Raw genomic sequence first — 20,203 nt, 5'->3', positions numbered from 1 at the left:
TCGCGGTGGGGATGCTGATCAACGGCCGGTATGAGCTGGACGACCTGCCCATCGGCCGTGGCGGCATGGGCGAGGTGTGGCTGGGGCACGACACCAAACTGGACCGGCACGTGGCGGTGAAGTTCATCCGCTTCCCGAACGGTGAGCAGGACAAGGACTACATCCGCCGGTTCGTCCGCGAGTCGCGGATTACCGCCCGGCTCGAGCACCCCGGTGTTCCGGCCGTGTACGACGTCGGGTCGCACGAGGGTCGCCCCTACCTCGTCATGCAGCGCATCCAGGGGATCAGCCTCGCCGACCTGGTCGCCGAGCAGGGCGCGCTGCCCATCGGCTGGGCGGCCGGGATCGCCGCCCAGGTCTGTGCGGTCCTCGCCGCCGCACATCAGGCGTCGCTCGTGCATCGTGACCTCAAGCCGAGCAACCTCATGCTCCAGCCCGACGGCGCGGTCAAGGTGCTCGACTTTGGACTCGCGGCAGCGCCCACCCTCGCGGACTTCTCGAAGATCACCGCCACCGGGCTGCCGCCCGGCACGCCGGCCTACATGGCGCCCGAGCAGATCGAGACGAACATCAGCGGCCCCGCCACCGACCTCTACGCGTTGGGCTGCACCCTGCACGAGATGCTCACCGGCGAGCGGCTCTTCAGCGGGTCGACCTCCTACGACGTGTGGAGCAAGCAGGTCAGCCACAAGCCGCTGCCGGTGCGCGGCGTGCGGGACGACGTACCCGTCGGCCTGGAGGACCTGCTGCTGCATCTGCTGCAGAAGAAGCCCGAGGACCGACCGGTGAGCGCCCAGGTCGTCTTCGACCGGCTCCTTCCCTTCGCCATCGGTCTCGGGCCGATCCCGGGGGTCCTTGATGGGGTGTCGACGGTAAGCCCCACCCGGATGTACGGCTCGATGCTGGCGCGGGTGTTCACCTCGGCCTCCGCGCCGCCGCCCGCCGGGCCGATCCTGCCGCCAGCGCCCACCACTGAGCCGGTCAAGCCGCCGGCACCGCCCCAGCGGCGGCCAGACGAGGCGTCGGGGATCGGACACTCGGACCTGCGGCATGCCCGAGCGGAAGCCAGTCGGCTGGTCGGGTCGTCCCGCTACGGCCAGGCCGCGGAAGTCCTCGCCGCCGCGGTCGCGCCGGCGATCAACGCTCTCGGCGAGGCCGACGACGACGTGGTGGGTGCCCGTCGAGAACTCGCCGACGCGCTCTTCGAAGAAGGCGACTACCGGCGGGCTGCCCCGGCGTATGAGAATCTCGCCCAGGATGTCGCCCGGGAGCAGGGCCCACGGGTTGATCTCGCGCTGCACTGTCGGCTGAGGGGCGCCACCTGCCGCGCGCTCCTCGGTGAGACCAGCGAGGCGTTGCGGCAGCTCGATGCACTCGTGCGGGACGAGACCGAGGCGTTCGGCGCTGACCACTCACGCACCTTGGAGCTGCGGCGCCAGATCGGCCTGCTCCAGCTCGGGGCTGGTCAGCGGCACGCCGCTGAGCAGACCCTGACCCGCCTTCTGGCGGACCAGACCCGGCTGCGTGGCGCCACCCACCCCAGCGCTCAGGAGATTGCCGACTTGCTCTCCGGACTGCGCAGGCCCAAATCCCGATGAACCACGCCGCCGATTGGCGGACCGCACCGCAGCACCGACCGATCACGTGACCGCCGCCGAAAGCGGCGTCGACTGAGGAGAGCGTCATGGGTGAGACCGCGGCACAGATCGAACACATCTCCATCCGCGTGCCGTGGCATGACAACGGCTGGAAGGGGACGGTCTGCGCCGATCCGCACGGCAACGGCACCTGCGTGCTGCTCAAGAACATCGGCCAGAACCGCCGTGACGACCATGAGCAGCGCCATGCCGGGCGCGACATCGCCGACCTGCCGCTGGTGGACGCTCCGCCCTGCGTGGCGGAACGGGCCACGTTCATGTCGCCCCGGGTGATCCCGTTCCAGCGCACGCACCCCTTCACGCAGAAGTCGCCGGCCTTCGCGACGTTCCAGCCCACCTCGCAGACCATGCCGCCGTACTCCGCCCAGGCGGTGCCCTTCCGGTGGATGTCCCGAGACGGAGCCAAGACGGTGAACGAGGAACGCCGCCTCGGCCTGCTGCCCGAGCTCGAGGAACGGGTCGACGCCATCACCGGCTGGGGAAACACCACATGGACGATGCACGGCGACAACCAGCGGGCGATCCTGGACTCCTTCTTCAGCTCGGTACAGACGGAGCGCAGCATCGTCTTCTTCTATGCCAAGCACAGTCCGCTCACTGACGACTCCCGTCGATTGCTCGTCGGTGCCGCCATGGTCACCGCCGTCACGCCGACCGGGGCCTACCGCAGCAGCGGTGGGGAGCCCTTCTCGGCCCAGATGTGGGAGACCACCATCGGGCACTCACTGCGCCCCGATCAGCAGCGGGGCTTCCTCATGCCCTATCAGGCGTTACTCGAGGCCCGCGACCGGAAGGGCGTCGACATCAGCGACGCGCTGGCGTTCGCTCCGGAGGGCGGCTGGGAGGCGTTCTCCTACGTCACCGAGCACGTCAGTCACGACCTCGCCATCGATGGACTGCTCGCGTTGATGGCGGCGGGACGCGCCGCCCGACGGGTCCTCGGCGACGATGCGGGCCCGCTCGGCTTCGACTGGCTGGAGGAGCAGCTCAACCGGCTTTGGAAGCTGCGCGGGCCGCGTCCAGGCCTGGCGAGCGTCCTGGCCGCCCTCGGCGTCCCGCAGTACGTGACTTTCGCCCACATGGTCGCCGCGGCTTCCGGTTCGGGTACCGATCCCTGGCAGACCCTTGAGGCGGCGATGGCGGACCCGGAACGGCTCGGTCTGACCGCCAAGACACACCTGACGCCCACCCTGCGCACGACCTGGAAGGCTCTCAGGCCCGAGCGGAGGCAACTGCTGCAACTGCTGAGCCGCTTCTCACTGACTAAGGATCAGGCCGAGAGGTTCTTCGTCGTCGAGCGACGCGACCCCGCGCTCCACGACCGCGACATCATCGCCAACCCGTACCGACTGTATGAGGCCGACCGCGACCAGCCCGAAGGCGTACCTCTCGCCGTCATCGACCGAGGGTGTTTCCCGGACGCCGCCCTGGCTTCCGCGTTCCCGCTGCCCAAGCCCAGTGCAATGGACGACGGCCTCGATGCGCGTCGGGTGCGTGCCTTCATCATGGAGGAGCTGCAACGGGCTAAGGCGGCCGGGCACACGCTCCAGCCTCAGGCCGACGTGGTCAACAGGATCCGAGAACGGACGCTCAGCGCACCGTGCCCGGTCACGGCGGACGTCCTCGACGCCCATCACCTGTCGGCGGAGAGCCTGCCTGCGGACGCATCGCTGACCGGGGTGACCCTGCCAAATGGTGCGCCGGCCCTGCAGCTCGCCGACCTAACCCGGGTCGGGGACGTCATCCGCGACCAGACCGAACGCCGTCTCAAGGCGGTTCCCATCGCCGGCGCACCCGATTTCGCGGTACGTCTCAACACGCTGCTGGGCCCCATGGACAACACCCTCCCAGAGGACGAACTGGACGCCGAGGAGCGTGCCCGGGCCGAGAAGGTCGCCGCCCTCAATACGCTCTACTCGTCGCGGATCAGCGTCCTTATCGGCTCAGCGGGAACTGGCAAGACCACCCTCTTGCAGGTGCTGCGGCACACGGAGTCGGTGGCCGCCGGGGGAGTACTCCTGGTCGCCCCCACCGGTAAGGCCCGGGTGCAGCTGGCGCAGCGGGTCGACGCCCCCGCGGTCACCCTGGCGCAGTTCCTGATCTCAACCAGCCGGTACGACCCGTGGACCGAGCGGTACCTGGTGACCGGTGACGTGCAGACTCGGTCCAAGAACTACAGGACCGTGGTGGTGGACGAGGCTTCGATGCTCACCGAGGAGCAGCTGGCGGCACTGCTCGACGCGGTTACCGGGGTGCAACGGCTGGTGCTGGTCGGAGATCCCCGGCAACTCCCGCCGATCGGCGCCGGTCGCCCCTTCGTCGACATCGTCCGTCGACTCGCACCCGACGACATCGCTACCCGCACGCCACGATGCGGACCTGGCTACGCCGAACTCACCATTCCCCGCCGACAGGTCGGACAGGAACGCGATGACCTGGTCCTGGCCAGTTGGTTTGCCGACGGGGAGCTGTCCCCGGCGGCCGACCTGGTCTGGGAGCGGCTGCGAGCGGGCGAGCAGTTGTCGACACTGCGCGCCGTCCAGTACGGCCGAGGCGACCTGTTCCCGACTCTCCTCGCCGTCCTGCGTGAGGAGGTCGAGGAGATGAGGATGGCGTCCGACGAGGATCTTGCCGCAGCTTTCGGCCGCAGCTACGGCGGCATCGTGTCCGCCAAGGGAAATCTCTACTTTCCGGCTGGCGCGGGAGGCCGCGCCGACGCCTGGCAGATCCTGTCACCTGTTCGCAGCCGGGGTTGGGGCACGATCGAGATCAACCGTGCGCTGAAGGACGCGTTCGGCACTGGTGCCCTCGAACAGGCGGTCGGGCCGACGCGGCGGAACGCCAAGCCGATCGGCCCGGAACGCATTGTCGTCGGCGACAAGGTCATCAACATCCGGAACCACCAGTTCAAGCCGTCCCGGATCTACCCCAAGGACGCGGAGCGTTTCGTCGCCAACGGTGAGCTGGGGGTGGTGGTCGGCCAGACGCGTTCCAAGTGGGTCACCTGGCCGCCGAACAAGACCGAGATTGAGTTCAGCGGCCGCGAGAGAGTCAAGTACGACTTTTACGACTGGTCCGACGACACCCGCGCGCCGATGCTCGAACTCGCATGGGCGATCACCATCCACAAGTCGCAGGGAAGCGAATTCGGTATCACCGTTGTCGTGCTCCCGGCGGAAGCTGCCGGGCTCAGTCGGGAACTGCTTTACACCGCCCTGACCCGGCAGAAGGGCAAGGTGATCCTGCTGCACGAGGCCGACCTCGACGAGGTCGCCAAGCGCGGCTCCCCCGTCTACTCCGACACCGCCGGTCGTCTGACGAACCTGTTCGTGCCGTCGGAACCCATTCAGGTCGGCGATGCCGTGGTCGACCGGGGCCTAGTGCACCGTACTGACCGGGGTGAACTGGTCCGCAGCAAGAGCGAGTTGTTGATCGCGAACCTGCTGCACCAGCTCGGTCTGTCCTACGACTACGAAACGCCCTTCATCGGCGCCGATGGCAGGACTGTTCGACCGGACTTCACGATTGACACGGACCTGGGGGAGAAGGTGATCTGGGAACACCTCGGGATGCTCTCCGACCCAAGGTATGCCGCCAAGTGGGCGCTCAAGAAGGACTGGTATGCCCGCAACGGGATCCTGTCGACGGAGGATGGCGGCGGAGCCCAGGGCATGTTGGTTGTGACAGACGATCGGGGTGGGGTGGACTTCCCGGCCTGGCGAAACCTTGCCCAGAAAGTCTTCGGTCTCTGAGTTTGCGGGCTGCGGCTGACGTCGCTTGCTTATTCGGACGTTGATTTGCTTCCTTGCCGGCTCGGGTGCCGGCCCAAAATAGAGGGGTCGAGGATGGTCGCGGCAGCGGAAACCACGCTTCAAGGGTTGTTGGAGGGGACGAAGCAGTATCAGGTGCCGTTGTATCAGCGCACCTACTCGTGGACAAAGGCGCAGTTGGCGCGACTGTGGGAGGACGTGCGCAAGCTAGCCGAGGACCGGGTGGACAACCCGGGCGCCACGCACTTCATCGGCTCGCTGGTGCTCGCGCCCAGTCCCGCGAACGGTCCGGCGGGCCTCGCCGAGTTTTTGGTGGTCGACGGCCAACAGCGGTTGACCAGCCTGACCATCCTGCTCTGCGCCATTCGCGATCATCGGGCGCAGCACGAGGACCCCAAGCACCGCGACCGTCTCAACCAGCAGTACCTGACGAATCCGTGGGAGCAGGGGCAGCGCCGGTGGAAGCTGGTTCCCACCCAGGCCGACCGGGACGCCTACGTGGCCTGTCTGGAATCCTCCCCTGAGGCCGGGGGCGTCGACCCCGTGGGTGTCGCCTATCAGTTCTTCGCCAACCAACTCGCCGCGGCCGACGACCCGGACGATCCGCTGGACATCGAGCGCATCGAGAGCGCCGTCATCACGGGCCTGGCGCTGGTGTCGGTCACCGCGCAGCCGGGGGACAACGTCTACCGGATCTTCGAGTCGCTGAACAACACCGGTTTAAAGCTCACCCAGGGTGACTTGCTGCGCAACTATCTGTTCATGAGGCTGCCGGTCCGGGGCGAAACGGTCTACCAGGCCCTGTGGCTGCCGCTGCAAAGTCGACTGACGTCGGCGGAGCTGGAGTTGCTCTTCTGGCTCGATCTGGTTCACCACGACCCGCGGATCAAGCAAACCGACATCTATGCGGCGCAGCAGACCCGGCTTGAGCAACTGCGTTCCGAAGAGGAGATTGAGGCGCAGGTGCAGCGGTTCAGCCGCCTTGGTGCCCTGCTCCGGGTGATCCTCCATCCCGGCGAGGAGCAGGACCCTGACGTACAGCGGCGGCTGGAGCGGCTGAGTGCCTGGGGCACGACCACGGTCTACCCGCTGCTGCTGCACCTGCTAGACCGCCGCGAGAACGGCACTGCGACATCCGCCGAGGTCACGTCGGCGATGCTGTACATAGAAAGCTTCTTCGTTCGTCGCCTGGTGATCGGTCGAGCCACCGCGAACATCAATCGGATCCTGTTGTCCGTCGTCACAGAGATGGACCGGGACCTGCCGGTGGATCAGGCTGTGCACTCCTACCTCTCGGTCGGTCGCAAGTACTACGCCACCGATGAAAGCGTCCGGGCCGCCGTCCGGTCGATCCCGTACTACCTCAACGGCCGTCCACACCAACGCAACCTGGTACTGCGGTGGCTGGAGGAGTCGTACGGCAGCAAGGAGCCGGTGGCGCTGGACTCGCTGACCATCGAGCACGTGCTGCCTCAGACCTCCACCAGCGAATGGCGGCAGATGCTGGCACCTGACCTCGGGCCGGAGGAAAACGTTGGTGAGGCGCACGAGGCCCTGGTCCACACCCTCGGGAACCTGACCCTGACCGGCTACAACTCGGAGCTGAGCAACAGCTCCTTCCCGGTCAAGCGAGTCCAGCTCGGCAAGAGCGGGATCGTGCTCAACCAGGAGATCGCCGCCCAGGACCGCTGGGGCCGTCCCGAGATTCATGCCAGGGCTGACGCGCTCGCGGAACGAATCATCTCCATCTGGCGGGGCCCCACGGAGCAGGCGGTCGACCAGTCGGTGGTGCCATGGGATGTGATGAACAAGGCTCTCGCCGAGCTGCCCGCAGGTTCGTGGACCACGTACGGCGACCTGGCCGCACTTATCGGCACCGCTCCAGTGCCCGTTGGTGCCCGACTTGCCAACCACCCTGTCCCGAACGCCCATCGGGTCCTGCAGGTCGAGGGCACGGTCTCCCCGGGCTTCCGCTGGCTCGATCCGAACCGCACCGACGACCCGCGCGCCCTACTGCGTGCGGAGGGCGTGCAGTTCGACCAGTACGACCGCGCGGACCAAGCCCAGCGGATCGGCACCGAGGAGCTGGCGCAGCTGGCCGGGGTGACGCCGGATGACCTGCCCGAGCGCCTGCCCCGGCCGCGCGCCGACCAGGAGGTCGACTACGCCGCACGCTTTCTTGAGCAGTTGACCGCTCTCCAGGGACCGGCGGTTGCCACCGCTACCCAGGTCGTGCTGGAGGCTTGGATCGCGATCGGCGGCACCCTCCTTTTCGGCACGAGGGACGAAACCTCCTGCTTCCTCATGGCCCGCGACCGGAGGCACGAACTCGGTGACGTCTGGCCGGCGACGATCTACCCGAGCGGGAAATTCGAAGTCGTATTCCAGCACCTGAGCGTCCGGCCCCCGTTCGGGGACGTCGCCCTCCGGAAGGAGTTGCGTCAGCGGCTGAACCAGTTGCCAGGTGTGGACATCGCCGCCGCCAAAATCGCGCTTCGGCCCGGGTTTCCGCTGACCGTCCTCACCGACTCCGACGCCCGGGACGCTTTGCTCGACCACCTGCGCTGGTTCTACGACCAGGCGCAGTTGCCCGCCTCGGAGGAGCTGATCATGGTCTAAGCTCCGGCGCCGACACATCCGCTTCCGCAGCGCCCCGGGCTGGGGCGTTGCGGAAGCCGGCCCGCCTGGCGTGGCCCGATAGTGCCACCGCCGCCGACCCCACTCTCTGGAGATTGCTCGTGCCTCAGCTCGCCTTCGCCAACACCTTCTGGGAGAGCTTCGACGTCCTGGAGAAGCCGATAAAGGCCGGCGTACGCAAGGCAATGGCGAAGTTCCAGCAACTCACCATCGCAGACCTGCACGCAGACAAGGGCCTGCACCTGGAGTCGGTGAACAACGCCCGCGACCCGCGGATGCGGACCATCAGGATCAACGACTTCTGGCGTGGAGTCGTCCTAGCACCTGACGACGGCAGCGACACATTCCTCCTGCTGAACGTCGTACCGCACGACCGCGCGTACACGTGGGCGGCAAAGCGCCTCTACACCGTCAATACGGCGACTCGGGCACTGGAGGTCCGCAACGTTGTCGCTCTCGAGCAGCTCACGCCGACACTGGAGAAAGCGGCGGCGAAGGCGCCGGCGCTGCTGTTCGCCCGCCACTCCGACACCGTGCTGCGTCAGCTCGGTATCGACGACCAGGTGCTGCGAGCCGTCCGGACGGTCATCGACAAACCCCAGCTCGAAGCGTTCGGTATGCTGCTTCCTGAGGACCAGTTCGAGGTTTTGCAGTACCTCGCGGAGGGCTTCTCCCCCGATGACGTCTATCGCGACCTCGTTGCCGAACGCCGGCCGGCTGGCGCGACGCCAGAGCAGCCGAGCGGGAGCCTGGCCGCAGCGATCGCCAACACCGCCAGCCGCATCATGCTGGTGACCCGGCCCGACGAGCTGGCCGAGATCCTCGACAAGCCGTTCGCCGCCTGGCGGGTGTTTCTTCACCCGTCGCAGCGGCGGCTGGCGTACCGGGTCTCATACAAGGGACCGGCTCAGGTGACGGGTGGTCCGGGAACCGGCAAGACGGTGGTCGCCCTGCACCGGGTCAAGCACCTGCTGTCCCGCTCGGCCGTCAGTCGGGTGCTGCTCACCACGTACACGAATGCCCTGGCCGCCGCCCTTCGGGAGAACCTGGCGCTGCTCCTCGGCGACGAGAAGCAGATGGCGCGGGTGGAGGTGACCACGGTCAACGCACTCGCCAATCGAACGGTGCGCGCTCTCGCCGGGCGAGTGCCCACTCCGATCGGGGACGCGGACGAGCGACAGGTCTGGCGGCGGGTGTGCCGGCGGCTGACGCTGCCCTGGACCGAGCAGTTCCTCGTCCAGGAGTACCGGCACGTCATCCTCGCCCACGACGTGCGCAGCCGCGAGGAGTACCGCGAGGTCAGCCGGCGGGGAAGAGGATCGGCGCTGGGCCCGCGACAGCGTGACCGGGTATGGGACGCGGTGGAAATGTTCTCGGCCGAGCTGGCGGCGGCCGGCACCATCACCCACCTACAGGTGTGCGCCCGAGCGGCTCAACTGCTCGGTGAAGCCGACCTCGGCGTCCACGGCTTCGACCACCTGGTGGTCGACGAGGCGCAGGACCTGCATCCGGCCCAGTGGCGAGTCCTGCGCGCCGCGGTGGTGCCTGGCCCCGACGACCTGTTCATCACCGGTGACCCACACCAACGGATCTACGACTCCCGGGTGTCACTCGGCGTCCTCGGCATCTCCGTCACGGGGCGCAGCAGCCGGCTGCGCATCAACTACCGCAGCACCGAGGAGATCCTTGTCTGGTCCACGGCTGTGCTGGTCGGGTCGCGGATCGACGACCTCGCCGGTGAGGGCGAGGACAGCCTCACTGGCTACCGCTCCCTGCTGCACGGCAAGCGGCCGCATGCCAAGGGTTATGCGACCAGTCAGGCTGAGGTCGCGGGGCTCGTGGCGCGAGTTCGGGAGTGGCTGGCGCAGGACGTGCAGCCGAATGAGATTGCGGTTTGTGCGCGATTCAACACGACCCTGGGCTCGGTACGCGACGAGTTGTCGGCAGCCGGTATTCCGTCGGTGTGGGTGCGGGACCATCCCGGGACGGAGGTCGACGGGGTGCGGCTCGCCACCATGCACGCCATGAAGGGTCTGGAGTTCCGGTGCGTCGCCGTCGTCGGCGCCACGGCACGGGCCGTGCCTTTCGCGAAGGAGATCACGCCGCCCGAAGTGGACTTGTTGCAGCACGAGAGCGACGTGCTCAGAGAGCGCTGCCTTCTCTTTGTCGCCAGCACGCGGGCGCGAGAGGCGCTATGGGTGTCGTGGAGCGGAGCGCCCAGCCCGTTCCTGGATTTCGCCGCCGGCAGCCCGCCCAGGTGACGACGTCACCGGCGCTCCCGGGTGGTGTGGAGCGCACGTCTAAAGTCTCACCCGTGGATCAGGCGGAGATGGTCGTGGTGCAGGAGTCGGACCGACCTGGCGGACCAGTTCGGGTCGGCGCGGTGTTGTCAAGAAGCGGCGGGAGCTATCAGGTCCGCTGGCACGACGACGGCACCGAGGAGACGGTCAAGATCGGTGGCCGGAACCATTTCGCCCCTCGCGGCTCGTTGCGTCACCAGTTTCTCCTGGACCTGGCAGCGGCGACGGTCATGTTCGACGAGGACCCGACCGCGATGGTCCTACGACTCCTTCGGGAGTACGACTCGGGGCTGACCCGGACCAAGATCAAGGAGAAGCTGGATGCGCTCGGCCTCGACCTTGACCGGGATCGCGCCCGCTGGAGGCTCATTAATCGGTTCCTTACCAGCAGCGACGATGTGCAGATGACCGGTACGGGGGTGGCGGCGACCTTCAAGTGGAAACCACCCAAGAGGCGCCGCACGGAGCTCTCCGAACAGTCGGACGTGGCACCCACCTTGCCCATGGCCGATCAGCAGGATCATGCGACGGCAACACCGGCGTACGCCGTCGAGGAAGGCTCAGTCGAGCACGATGTCCACGAGGCTCGGCAGATCAGTCAGCCCTCGGGTACGTCGCCAACGGCGGAACAGCCGGAGTCCCCAGGATCCCCTTCAAAGGACCAAACCCTACCGGCAACAGATGAGCGGCCGACCGTCGTGGCAAAGGCTGCATCCCTGCCTGATCGGCTGGCCGGAGCGACCGGCGAGGACAGCTCCCGGCCTTTACCGTACTACCTGTCTAAGCCCCTCGCGGTCGGTGCCCAGCTCGGACGACTGAATGACCAGCAGCTGCAAGACCTCATCACTGACCTGGAAGAACCGGAAGCCGCAGCCGCAGCCGCTCTATTGCTTGCTTTGCCCCGGCAATCTGCGGTCGTTGGTCGTGTCACCGCGCTCAGCCATGAAAGCACGACACTGCTTCTGACCTCGGCGGCCGCGGAAATTCAGGTGTACGCAGAGCCAGACCCAGACGTCATCACCGCAGCAGCCGCGCTGCTACGACAGGTCTGCAAGGTCGATAACGTGTCGACGGGGGCAATCTCGCCGCTGATCACCCTCGCGTCAGCCGTTGCTGCCAAACATCCCCAGGATGTAGTGCCGGTGATTGACGGTGTTGCGCAGAAGCTTGGCCGCCTTCTGCCGTTGATGTCGCGCGACGAGCGCAATGCCGTCGACCTCGACCGTCTCGTACCGCTCGTCGTGCGGCTTCCGTTTACCCGAGACGGGGGACGTGCCGCCCTCATCGCCGCCGTGGGCAAGGTGCGGGCCAAGAGCGTTCTTCACGACGCCTGGTGGGCGGGCGCCACCCTGGATGACCTCGCTCGCTGTGCCACCGGCGTCCTCGGCGCGGTCACGTCTATCCCGGAGGTGGCCGCCCGCCATCTTCATCCGCTCGTGCTGCGGGAGCTGGCTGTCACCGAGTCCCGACGACGCTTGACCTTCCTGCTCGGCCTACCTGGTGAGTTCGTCGCCGGACTTCCCTCCGACCCGGTTGTCGCCGCCTTTCACCGGGTGGCCGCAGGCGACCCGGTGGTGGCTGGGTGGACAGGCGCACTGGGGCAGGAGCAGCGGGTGGAGACGCTACGTCACACCGCCGAGCGGGCCGCGGCGGCCGCAGCGGCAGCTGATCAGCGTGCCGAGGCGGCTGAGGGCCGAGCTATTGCTTTGGCGGACCGGGTTTCGCAACTGGAAGAGACCCTGCGGGCGGAGCATCGCCAGACCTCTTCGCTGCGGTCCGCCCAGGACCGGCAGATTCAGATCGACATAATCCGTTCCTTGGCCGATCTTGCCGCCGAAGTGGAGGAACTCGCGGTCGAGCAGACAGCCTCGGAGACTCTGGTCGAACGCGTACGGGCGCTTGTCTCGGCACAGGCACTCGAGCCGATTGGCCAGGCCGGACAGAAACTGACCTTTGATCCGACCGTTCATGAACCCATCGTCGGTGTTCCCACCATAGGAAGCGCAGTTACGGTCATCCGACCTGGATACCACTGGCACCCGTCCGGTGAGGACATTCTCATCGAGAGGGCGCTGGTGACTACGACCTAGGAGCGCTCATGGGGGGAGCCCACGGCCACGCCGTCGGGGTCGATTTCGGCACGTCCACGTCTTTGGTGGCCACCCGGGCGGGTCGCCGCCCCGTGGAGATCGCGCCGCTGGGCCGTACGACCCGATGGTTTCCCTCCCTGGCGGGCTACCGTGGTGAAACGTTGCTGGTCGGAGAGGACGCCGACGCGCTTCCGAGCGACCAGGTGATCCGGTCCATTAAGCGAGCGATCACCGACAACCAGGAGACGGTCTCGTTGCCCGGCCCCGGCGGGTTGCAAACTGTGTCCGCCGATGACGTCATGATCGCCCTTCTTGCCGAGATCGGTGAACGGGCCGCCAGGGCGGGCGAGCCGCTAACCGCCGATCGCGAGTTTCGGCTGGGTTGTCCGGCCATGTGGGATGGGCCGCAACGGCAACGCCTGCTTGACCTGGCCGCGAAGGCAGGCCTGCCGGTAGACGATTCGGCTCTTGTCGACGAACCGATCGCTGCCGGCATCGCCTGGGTGACCCACCGATTCCTCGCGCACGGTGAGCGACCGGAGGGCCGCCTGCTCGTGTTCGACATGGGCGGCGGCACCCTCGACATCGCGGTCCTCGACGTGGTGGGCGGCGCCCACCCCGAGATCTCAGTGCTGACGGCACTCGGCACCGCGTACGCCGGCGACGCGCTCGACCATGCGATAGCACGGGATCTCCTTGAGGGCCTGGGCGCGCGGGGCGTCGACTTGGAGGCCCTGCGGCACCCGGAACTGCTGCGAGCGCTTGTCCTCCGCGCCGCCCGCGACGCCAAGGTCAGTCTTTCCCGCCTGCCTGAACACCGCATTGTGCTGCCCTCTCGACAGATCGGGCATATGCCGGTCTTGACCTACAGCCGGGAGCAGTTGGAGGAGGCATTTCGGGAGCAGATGGACAATGCGGAGCAGCTGGTTTGGGCTGCGCTGCGGGCCGCTCAGCTGACTGAACGTGGCAGCCGGTCGCCGTCTGAGCTACGCGCGATGGGGCCGGCGGAGCTGAGCGGCGACATCGACTACGTGCTGCTTGCCGGGGGAATGAGTCGCATCCCGTATGTGGAGCGGCGCATTGGCGCGCTGTTCCCGAACGCCCAGGTATTCGACAACGCCGGAGTGCAGCCCGACGAGGCGATTGTTGCAGGGCTGGCCGATACCGCCAGCTACGAGCGGCTCAACCTGCACCGCCCCGGGTTCGACTTCGTCGTCGAGTGGGAAGAGGGCGGTCAGGTACGGCAAGAAATCTTGTACGCGGCGTACACCCCGTTCTACGAGCCATGGCAGGTGCTCACCGGTCAGTCCAATCTCGGATATGAACGTCGCGACCGAGCCTTCCCAGGCCCGCAGCAGGGCATTGGCCGGCTCCGCGTTCGCGCCACCAGCGGGGAGCCGCTCGGCCTGAAGTTTGACGGTCAGGTCATGGACGGATTGAGGCTGAACTTCGGCCACAAGATGATCTTCAAGCTCTACTGCGACGGGCGAATCCTCATCCAGCACGGGTCGGGTAGCAGGATTCAGATGCGGGTCGACCGGTGGCCGGTGATCCGCGGTCGCGACCATGCGCAACTGGTGCTGCGCAGTGCCGAGGAGTCGGCACCCACGCCTCCTACTCCCTGGTACATGGAGAAGGAGTGGGCTCCGCCGATTCGATGAGTGCGATGGCCACGGCGGTCAGCGAGATCTCCAGCTCTTGACGGCTGGCCAGTTCGTAACGGATCTCGGCGCGGCGCGCACGAAGATTGCGGAGCCGCCCCTCGTACAGCCGGACGATGGTCGGCCCGCGCCCGTCGACACGCAGTCGCGCGAGCAGCTCTTGGGTCTTCTGAATCTGAATGTCCAGCGATCCCTGTCGGGCCAGGATTCGTCCCTCGACAAGAGCGGCGTTCTCCTGCCGCCGGGTCCGCTCGGTGTCCCGATGCCGAACGGCGAGATGCTCCTGCGCCTGGCGCCACACCTCAGACAGTTCGTCAGGCGGCGTCGGCGTGCCGTCCCGGAGTCTGCCTTCGGCCAGGGCGGTGAGTACAAGGTCCCCAACTTCGGGGTTTGGACGACGCGTGCCAAGGTCGATCGCCGTCGCCCACAATTCGAGCAGTGGCCGGAGCCCTGACGTTTCAGCAAGGTCCAACATGACCAGATACCTCTTACCCGCCGGGAGTGCCGGTACGGCCATCGATCCAAACCGCGGCAGCGCCAGCGTCTCGTCGTTCAACACCTCAAGCGCGAGCTTGACGAGCGGGTGCCGGCCAGAGAGGAGTTCGACGTCGTACTTGCTGGCTGCCTCCGGCTGGAACGTGCACTCCAGCGGAGTCTCGCTCTGCAGAAGAGCCGCGAGCTTGGATCGACTGTGCTTGCTCCCGCCGTCGCCCACCCGGCTTGAGCGCAGCCGCTCAGCCAACTCGCTGGACCCAATGATCGAGAAAATGCCGCTCTTGTTCGGCTTGCGGCGGCGGCCCCCAACCCGATCGAAAAGTTCATCGAGCATCCGCTGAACCTCTGCTGGGCCGATGAAGCGGCCGTTGCCTGGCCCCGTCTCGGTGAGGCCCTCGACAATCAGCCCATCGAGTCCGGAAAGCTGCGCTTGAGAAGCACGCAGTTCGTCGGTCTCATGGGAGCGCTGTTGAATGGCGACCTCGATCCGGTCGATTTCGCGCCGACGGCCTGCCATGTCGAGTCTGGGGTCAAGCAGTCGTTTGGTGATGTCGCCGAGCTGGTCGCGCAGGATGGGTTCGAGTTCGCCGATAGAATTCTCGAACACGCCGATCCGATCGTAGAGTCGCTGGAAGATGTCCGTCTCGATCGTTCCAGGCACGCGCATGTTGTAGATGAAGATCTTCTCGTGCTCCTGACCGAAACGATCGAGTCGGCCGATGCGCTGTTCCACGCGCATGGGGTTCCAGGGCAGGTCGTAATTGACCAGGACATTACAGAACTCGAAGTCGAGACCTTCCGAGCCGACCTCACTGAGCAGGAGAATCTCGAAACGGCCGTCGCGGAACTCCCGCATAATCTTTTCTCGGTCAGCCATTGGCACACCGCCGTGCATAACCCGCACGCTGAAGTGCTTCCCAAGGCGGCCAGCCAGGTAGGAGAGCGTGCGCCGGAAGAACGAAAAGATCATCACCTGCCGTAGTTCCGCCCCGCGCACCTTGCGCAGTTCGGCCAGGAGCTGCTCGTACTTGCTGTCCACCGGTACCGGACGCGCGAGCGTCGGTAGGTCGAGCAGGCCGGTCAGATCCCCACTGATCTCCTCCTCGCTGTCGTCGACCTCCTGCCGGAAGAGCTCCGGGTTGCGCTCCCGCATGAGCTCTTGCGAGGCCGGGATGCAGCTCGCCGCCTGGCGTAGCGGCATTTGCATGGCGAAGCCTGGCGGGGTGTTCATCTCCAAGGCCCGGCTCATGTACCAGGCATAGACCGAGTCATAATAGTTCTGCTCCTCGGTCGTCCACTCCACGTCGATATTCCGAGGATCCCGTACGGCTTTCCGATCAGGCACGTCCGCCTTGCGGGTCCGGGTCAACACGCTGCCAAGGACGTTCAGGTCGGCGAGCAACCGACGTGCCCGGGCAACCTCATCGTGGGTGAGTGGCCCGTCGACGTCGAACAGACTGCGGAGCAGTTGGTAATCGGGGCGATCGGTGACGGTCGACCCGAATTGGAGAGCGTCGAGCTCGGCGAGTTGACGTACCAGCTTTCGGGGTGTCCGCCGACCTTCCTCCAGTAGTGACCGCGCTACTCCGTTCAAAATCTGATTGGGCTCAAGCTGCGCTTCGAAGATCGCATGGTCGCCGAAATGCCCCTCGTCGAGGAGATTCATCAGATTGAAGAGATCCTTGTTGCCAAGGTTGAGTGGCGTGGCGGAGAGGAAGATCAGGTAGTCGGACCAGTCCGCCAGCAATCGCCCCAGGGCGTGTGACTTGCTGTCGCTGTTCCGCAGATAGTGCGCCTCATCGATGATGACCAGGTCGAAGCGCGGATGAAGATCGTTGAGCTTCTCGAGAACAGCGTCGGCCGAGCGCAGCGACTCGAGGGAAACGACGCCCTGGAGGTTTGGCTCGTCGCCGTTCGCGAGCCTGTCCGCGAAGTCCGCCAGGTCGCGGGGTCGAAGTATCTCGAGTGGGCGGTCGAACCGGCGCCCCATCTCGGTCTTCCACTTGAGCGTCAGTACAGCGGGGGACACGACGAGGACCCGCTCAAGTCGCGACCGCTGTTCAAGCTCGCTCCAGATGAGGCCAGCCTCGATCGTCTTACCGAGGCCGACCTCGTCCGCGATCAGAAGGCGTCCCGAGGATGCGGTGAGAACTTTCAAGACCGGCTTGAACTGGTACGGCCGGAAGACTGTCTTGCTGGATGCGAACGAGTAGAGGGTGTCGGTGAGCGGGTGACGCAGCTTCGTCCAGGTCAGCGTCAGCGACAGACCCTTCGCGCCGACGGGAGCTTGGGACAGCCAGAAAGCAGGATCACGCGGGTCGCCCTCGACAAGGACGAGTGCCTCCTCGCTGTAGCGTTTGATGTCGCCGTGCATGTCGACCTGGTACTGGTAGCTCCCGGCCGCTGGTAGGACCTCGTTCACGCGCCCCACGCTTCGGGCGCCGCCCCGGGTGCGCACCATGTCCCCACGGTTGAACTTCGCTCGACCAGCGAATGGATCTGCACCCACCCACAACGTGTCGTAGACCGCCCCGGCCGTCACGAGATGGCCGTCCTCGGCGTATCTCCGCCGGTCACTCGCTGCATCCGTTGGTGGCCTACCGGTTGCCACCACCATCGCGTGCCAGGAGCCGGTTCGATTGAAGGCATAGGCGCCGCAGTGGAGTAGTCCTGTGAGCGGACTAGCGGAGGATCCGCGGACGTCACCCGCGATGGTGCTGACGATGTCGCGATGATGTTCGGGTATCTGACCGACGACGAGGCAGGAGGCCGGCTGCAGTCGAGCCAACCAGTCATATCCGTGCTGTGGCGGCTCATACCGAAGGTCGTCGTCGGGCACGGCTTGTCCCCCGTCCTACCCGTATGCGCAGAGTCCCCCGATCCTGCTGGAGAGGATTGCCCGTGTAACGGCCCGGTCGTCCAGAAGGCGCTCCACCGTTGGTCCAGAGACTCCGCTTGAGGGAGAAGACCTTCCCCCGGTTCCCAAGGACGGCAAGTGGTCCGGGCCTTGCAGCGGCGGCCGTTTTGTAAGCCCACCTCTCGGCAAAGCTGCCCTCGTTCCCGCCGCCGCCCCGACCTGGCTGCCGGGCAACGCCTGACCCGGGTCACCGGGCGTTGGATGCTGGTGCCACCGACGACCGATCTGGGGGAGACCACCGTCTCCGAAGAAGACCATCGGCTCGTCCGGCGCCGAGTCTTCTGCGATCGGCGGATGCGTGGGCGCTGCCTCCTCCGCGACGGCCACGACGGCGCCTGCTCCCGCTGCCTACGCCGCTGACCCGGCGTCTCGAGGCTGGTGCAGCATGATCGCGATCTGCGACGGTACGTGACGAACCGACCAACTACCCGTCTCGGCGTACTACCTGCTCCGCCCGGAGCGTGACCATGGCGATGGTGCGGCCGTCGGCGTCGGCGAATTCGACCTCGTAGGCAGTCGAGGGGTCGTTGAATATATGAACGACGGTTCCGACTGCCCCGGCTGGCAGTTGTTCTCCCGGAATGGCTTCGCGGAGCTCAACCACGTCGTACAGCTCCAACATGTCACCCTTCCTTGGGCGGGAACGAGATGGTCACCATTCGCGGTGAGGAGGACCCATTCTCCAGTATCCAGGCTGTGCGGACGACGACCGTGCCACCCGGCCCGTTCAGGGGTAGGTCGACGTTCCACCGCTGGCCGAACTCGTCGGCCTTGCCCAGCAAAGGCGTGCCAGCGACGACGCCTTCGCGGATCTGCTGCATGATCACGTCGGCGTCGTCCGGCCCGAGGCCGGTGGTGGAGTTGATGACGCGGTACTTGTTCTTGCCAACAGGGTGGTCCGGGTTCATGGCGTAGGCGGTGATCTTCCGTGCGTCGATCTCGGCCTTGGTGAAGTCCGGTCGGCCGGGATCGCCCGGAATCTTCGTGGGCTCGGGGCCATCTGGCTTCTGTGGGGTGGGCGGCTGCTTCTGGAGTCGCCCAAGTGCCTGCTTGAGCCTCTCGATGAGGTCGCCGAGCCGACGCATCTCCGGAATCAGCCGTCGCAGGCTGGCCAACAGCCCTCGCAACAACCGCGCAATCCGCGCCCCCCACGACGCCACCAAGGTCGTGACCTGCTCCACCACCAGCGGCGCGGCCAGTCCGCCGGTGATGAGGAGTTCTCCCGCGTACACGATGATCCGGGACACGCAGGTGGCGATGGCGTCGCGGACCAGGAGTCGGACGGCGGCCACCAGGCCGGCGGCGCCTTCGGTGATCGCGGCCATGGTGTCGGCGCCCTGGGCGAGCCCGGTGATGGCCTGTCGCTGTTCGTTGGCCCAGGCTCGGTAGGCGGGTCCGGCACTGCCGTCCCAGCCTGCGATGTCGGTGCGGACGGCGCGTGCCAGTTCGGCGGCGTCGTCGCGGAGCGACCCGGCGACGTTGCGCCAGGTCTGGGCGTGTGCGGTGATCTGCGCTGGGTCGCCGGCGAGCCAGTCCAGCGCCTCGCTGAGCGGTTTGACGTGTTCGATGAGCCAGGCGATCCCGTACTGGAGCAGGGCGCCGACCGGGTCGGAGACGAAAGCGAGAGCGTCCAGGCCGGCGCTCACCACGCCGAGGCTGCCGTCGATCCAACTGCCGGTCCGGACGCCCTGGGCGATGAGTTCGATGTCCTCGCAGATCCACACGCCCGCCCAGGCGCTGGGCGGGGTATCCGCAGTGGCGGTGACGAGCGGGTTCGACGTCACCGGCGCTGCCGCGCCTCATCGAGCTGGCGCTGCCGCACCCCGTCGAGCAGTTGTTTGGCATGGGCGTCGGAGCTTCGGTAGCGGTCGGCTCCGACCCGCAGCTTGCCGGCGGTGTCCCGTACCGACGCGGCGGCGGCTCCGATGCCGTCGACCAGGGTTCGCTGGAGACCGTCGAGCAGCACCGGCATCATCGCGCAGAGCTGTCCGTAGGCGTCGGCGCCCAGCCGGACGTGCTGGCCTGCCTGCTGGGCGGTGTCGAGACTGCTGGCACAGCGATCGAGGCGTGCGGCGTGGGCGGTCAGGTCGTCCGGGTCGACCTGGATGCCGTCACCGGCGGGCATCGTTCGATCCCTGGTCGGGGAGGAGCCGGCTGCGGTACGAGTCGATGATGGCCTGGGCGCTCGCGTCGTCGCCCAATGAATCCGTGACTGCGTCGCCGACCTGTCGGAGCAGGTCGGCGCGCGCGGCACTGGTGGTCTCCAGGATCTGCCGAGCGGTGTGCGCGGCGGGTTGTTGCCGGATGCGCTCGTCGAGCCGTAGGTCGATCAGCAGGCCGGCCGAGTCGACTGTGACGCCGACAGTCCGGTCCGCGTTGTGGGCGGTGCCGGCCAGATCCCGCATCGTCGCCGACAGCGTTTTCGCTCGCGCCGCCCGCTCGGTGAGCGACTTCTCCCACTCGTCGAGCCGGCGCTCCGCCGCGTCGAGCGCAGCGTCGTCCGCCCACATGTCGACCCTCCCCAGGGGACCACTGCCGGCGGCAACCGGCGCGACATCACCGGCACGCTATCAACCGACGACGCTGCGTGCATGCCCCCTCAGGATGGTCGGCAAGACCGGACCCCCTCCGCGCGATCTTGCACTTTCTGTCGCGACGAATGACGCAGAATCCCG

Annotated in this window: 12 protein-coding genes; 7 read left to right on the top strand and 5 right to left on the bottom strand. The window is 66.8% G+C overall.

Annotated features, from left to right (window positions below; all coding sequences use genetic code 11):
• Positions 1-11: 11 nt before the first annotated feature.
• The 6 genes from MED15_RS02185 to MED15_RS02160 all read left to right on the top strand — a co-directional run bounded on the left by MED15_RS02185 (position 12) and on the right by MED15_RS02160 (position 14,116).
• Entirely contained in the window at positions 12-1,598 is a 1,587-nt protein-coding gene (locus tag MED15_RS02185) for a serine/threonine-protein kinase (RefSeq protein ID WP_112698149.1), read from the top strand.
• A gap of 86 nt (positions 1,599-1,684) precedes the next feature.
• The gene (locus tag MED15_RS02180; RefSeq protein WP_112698148.1) at positions 1,685-5,410 is read left to right on the top strand and encodes an AAA family ATPase; all 3,726 of its coding nucleotides are present in this window, start codon (positions 1,685-1,687) and stop codon (positions 5,408-5,410) included.
• A gap of 93 nt (positions 5,411-5,503) precedes the next feature.
• Positions 5,504-8,047 (top strand): GmrSD restriction endonuclease domain-containing protein, encoded by a 2,544-nt coding sequence (locus MED15_RS02175; RefSeq protein ID WP_112698147.1) that lies wholly within the window; start codon positions 5,504-5,506, stop codon positions 8,045-8,047.
• A gap of 119 nt (positions 8,048-8,166) precedes the next feature.
• Complete coding sequence (locus MED15_RS02170; RefSeq protein WP_112698146.1) at positions 8,167-10,326, top strand: UvrD-helicase domain-containing protein; 2,160 nt, start codon at positions 8,167-8,169, stop codon at positions 10,324-10,326.
• A gap of 53 nt (positions 10,327-10,379) precedes the next feature.
• On the top strand, positions 10,380-12,455 hold the full coding sequence (locus MED15_RS02165) for a hypothetical protein (protein ID WP_112734671.1): 2,076 nt from the start codon (positions 10,380-10,382) through the stop codon (positions 12,453-12,455).
• Between the two features lie 8 nt (positions 12,456-12,463).
• Entirely contained in the window at positions 12,464-14,116 is a 1,653-nt protein-coding gene (locus MED15_RS02160) for an Hsp70 family protein (RefSeq protein WP_112698144.1), read from the top strand.
• Here MED15_RS02160 and MED15_RS02155 read toward each other — a convergent pair.
• On the bottom strand, positions 14,070-17,450 hold the full coding sequence (locus MED15_RS02155) for a DEAD/DEAH box helicase (RefSeq protein WP_146766671.1): 3,381 nt from the start codon (positions 17,448-17,450) through the stop codon (positions 14,070-14,072). The genes MED15_RS02160 and MED15_RS02155 overlap by 47 nt on opposite strands.
• Before the next feature lie 237 nt (positions 17,451-17,687).
• Between MED15_RS02155 and MED15_RS33975 the strand changes: the two genes are divergently transcribed.
• A complete protein-coding gene (locus MED15_RS33975; RefSeq protein WP_112734925.1) occupies positions 17,688-17,888 on the top strand; it encodes a hypothetical protein in 201 nt (66 codons plus the stop codon).
• Positions 17,889-17,952: 64 nt separating this feature from the next.
• Here MED15_RS33975 and MED15_RS02145 read toward each other — a convergent pair whose 3' ends face one another.
• Genes MED15_RS02145 through MED15_RS02130 form a run of 4 tightly spaced genes read right to left on the bottom strand, consistent with a single transcriptional unit; the run spans position 17,953 to position 20,038 of the window.
• Entirely contained in the window at positions 17,953-18,150 is a 198-nt protein-coding gene (locus MED15_RS02145; protein WP_112734669.1) for a DUF4926 domain-containing protein, read from the bottom strand.
• 1 nt (position 18,151) lies between these two features.
• Positions 18,152-19,312 (bottom strand): WXG100 family type VII secretion target, encoded by a 1,161-nt coding sequence (locus tag MED15_RS33970; protein ID WP_244220331.1) that lies wholly within the window; start codon positions 19,310-19,312, stop codon positions 18,152-18,154.
• Positions 19,309-19,653: a type VII secretion target gene (locus tag MED15_RS02135; RefSeq protein WP_112734668.1), complete on the bottom strand. Its 345-nt coding sequence runs from the start codon at positions 19,651-19,653 to the stop codon at positions 19,309-19,311. Before MED15_RS02135 ends, MED15_RS33970 begins: the two co-directional genes overlap by 4 nt.
• Positions 19,640-20,038: a YbaB/EbfC family DNA-binding protein gene (locus MED15_RS02130; protein ID WP_112734667.1), complete on the bottom strand. Its 399-nt coding sequence runs from the start codon at positions 20,036-20,038 to the stop codon at positions 19,640-19,642. The genes MED15_RS02135 and MED15_RS02130 overlap by 14 nt, the downstream gene beginning before the upstream one ends.
• Between the last annotated feature and the right edge of the window lie 165 nt (positions 20,039-20,203).

Origin of the sequence: Micromonospora noduli (genome assembly GCF_003264475.1) — a bacterium.
GTDB classification, from domain to species: domain Bacteria; phylum Actinomycetota; class Actinomycetes; order Mycobacteriales; family Micromonosporaceae; genus Micromonospora; species Micromonospora noduli.
This window is presented reverse-complemented; position numbering and strand designations above follow the sequence as displayed.

Excerpts from the sequence above, each read along its gene's own strand:
- MED15_RS02130 (WP_112734667.1), bottom strand. The coding sequence starts at position 20,038 with ATGTGGGCGGACGACGCTGCGCTCGACGCGGCGGAGCGCCGGCTCGAC.
- MED15_RS02180 (WP_112698148.1), top strand. The coding sequence starts at position 1,685 with ATGGGTGAGACCGCGGCACAGATCGAACACATCTCCATCCGCGTGCCG.
- MED15_RS02175 (WP_112698147.1), top strand. The coding sequence starts at position 5,504 with ATGGTCGCGGCAGCGGAAACCACGCTTCAAGGGTTGTTGGAGGGGACG.
- MED15_RS02135 (WP_112734668.1), bottom strand. The coding sequence starts at position 19,653 with ATGCCCGCCGGTGACGGCATCCAGGTCGACCCGGACGACCTGACCGCC.
- MED15_RS02160 (WP_112698144.1), top strand. The coding sequence starts at position 12,464 with ATGGGGGGAGCCCACGGCCACGCCGTCGGGGTCGATTTCGGCACGTCC.
- MED15_RS02145 (WP_112734669.1), bottom strand. The coding sequence starts at position 18,150 with ATGTTGGAGCTGTACGACGTGGTTGAGCTCCGCGAAGCCATTCCGGGA.
- MED15_RS02185 (WP_112698149.1), top strand. The coding sequence starts at position 12 with ATGCTGATCAACGGCCGGTATGAGCTGGACGACCTGCCCATCGGCCGT.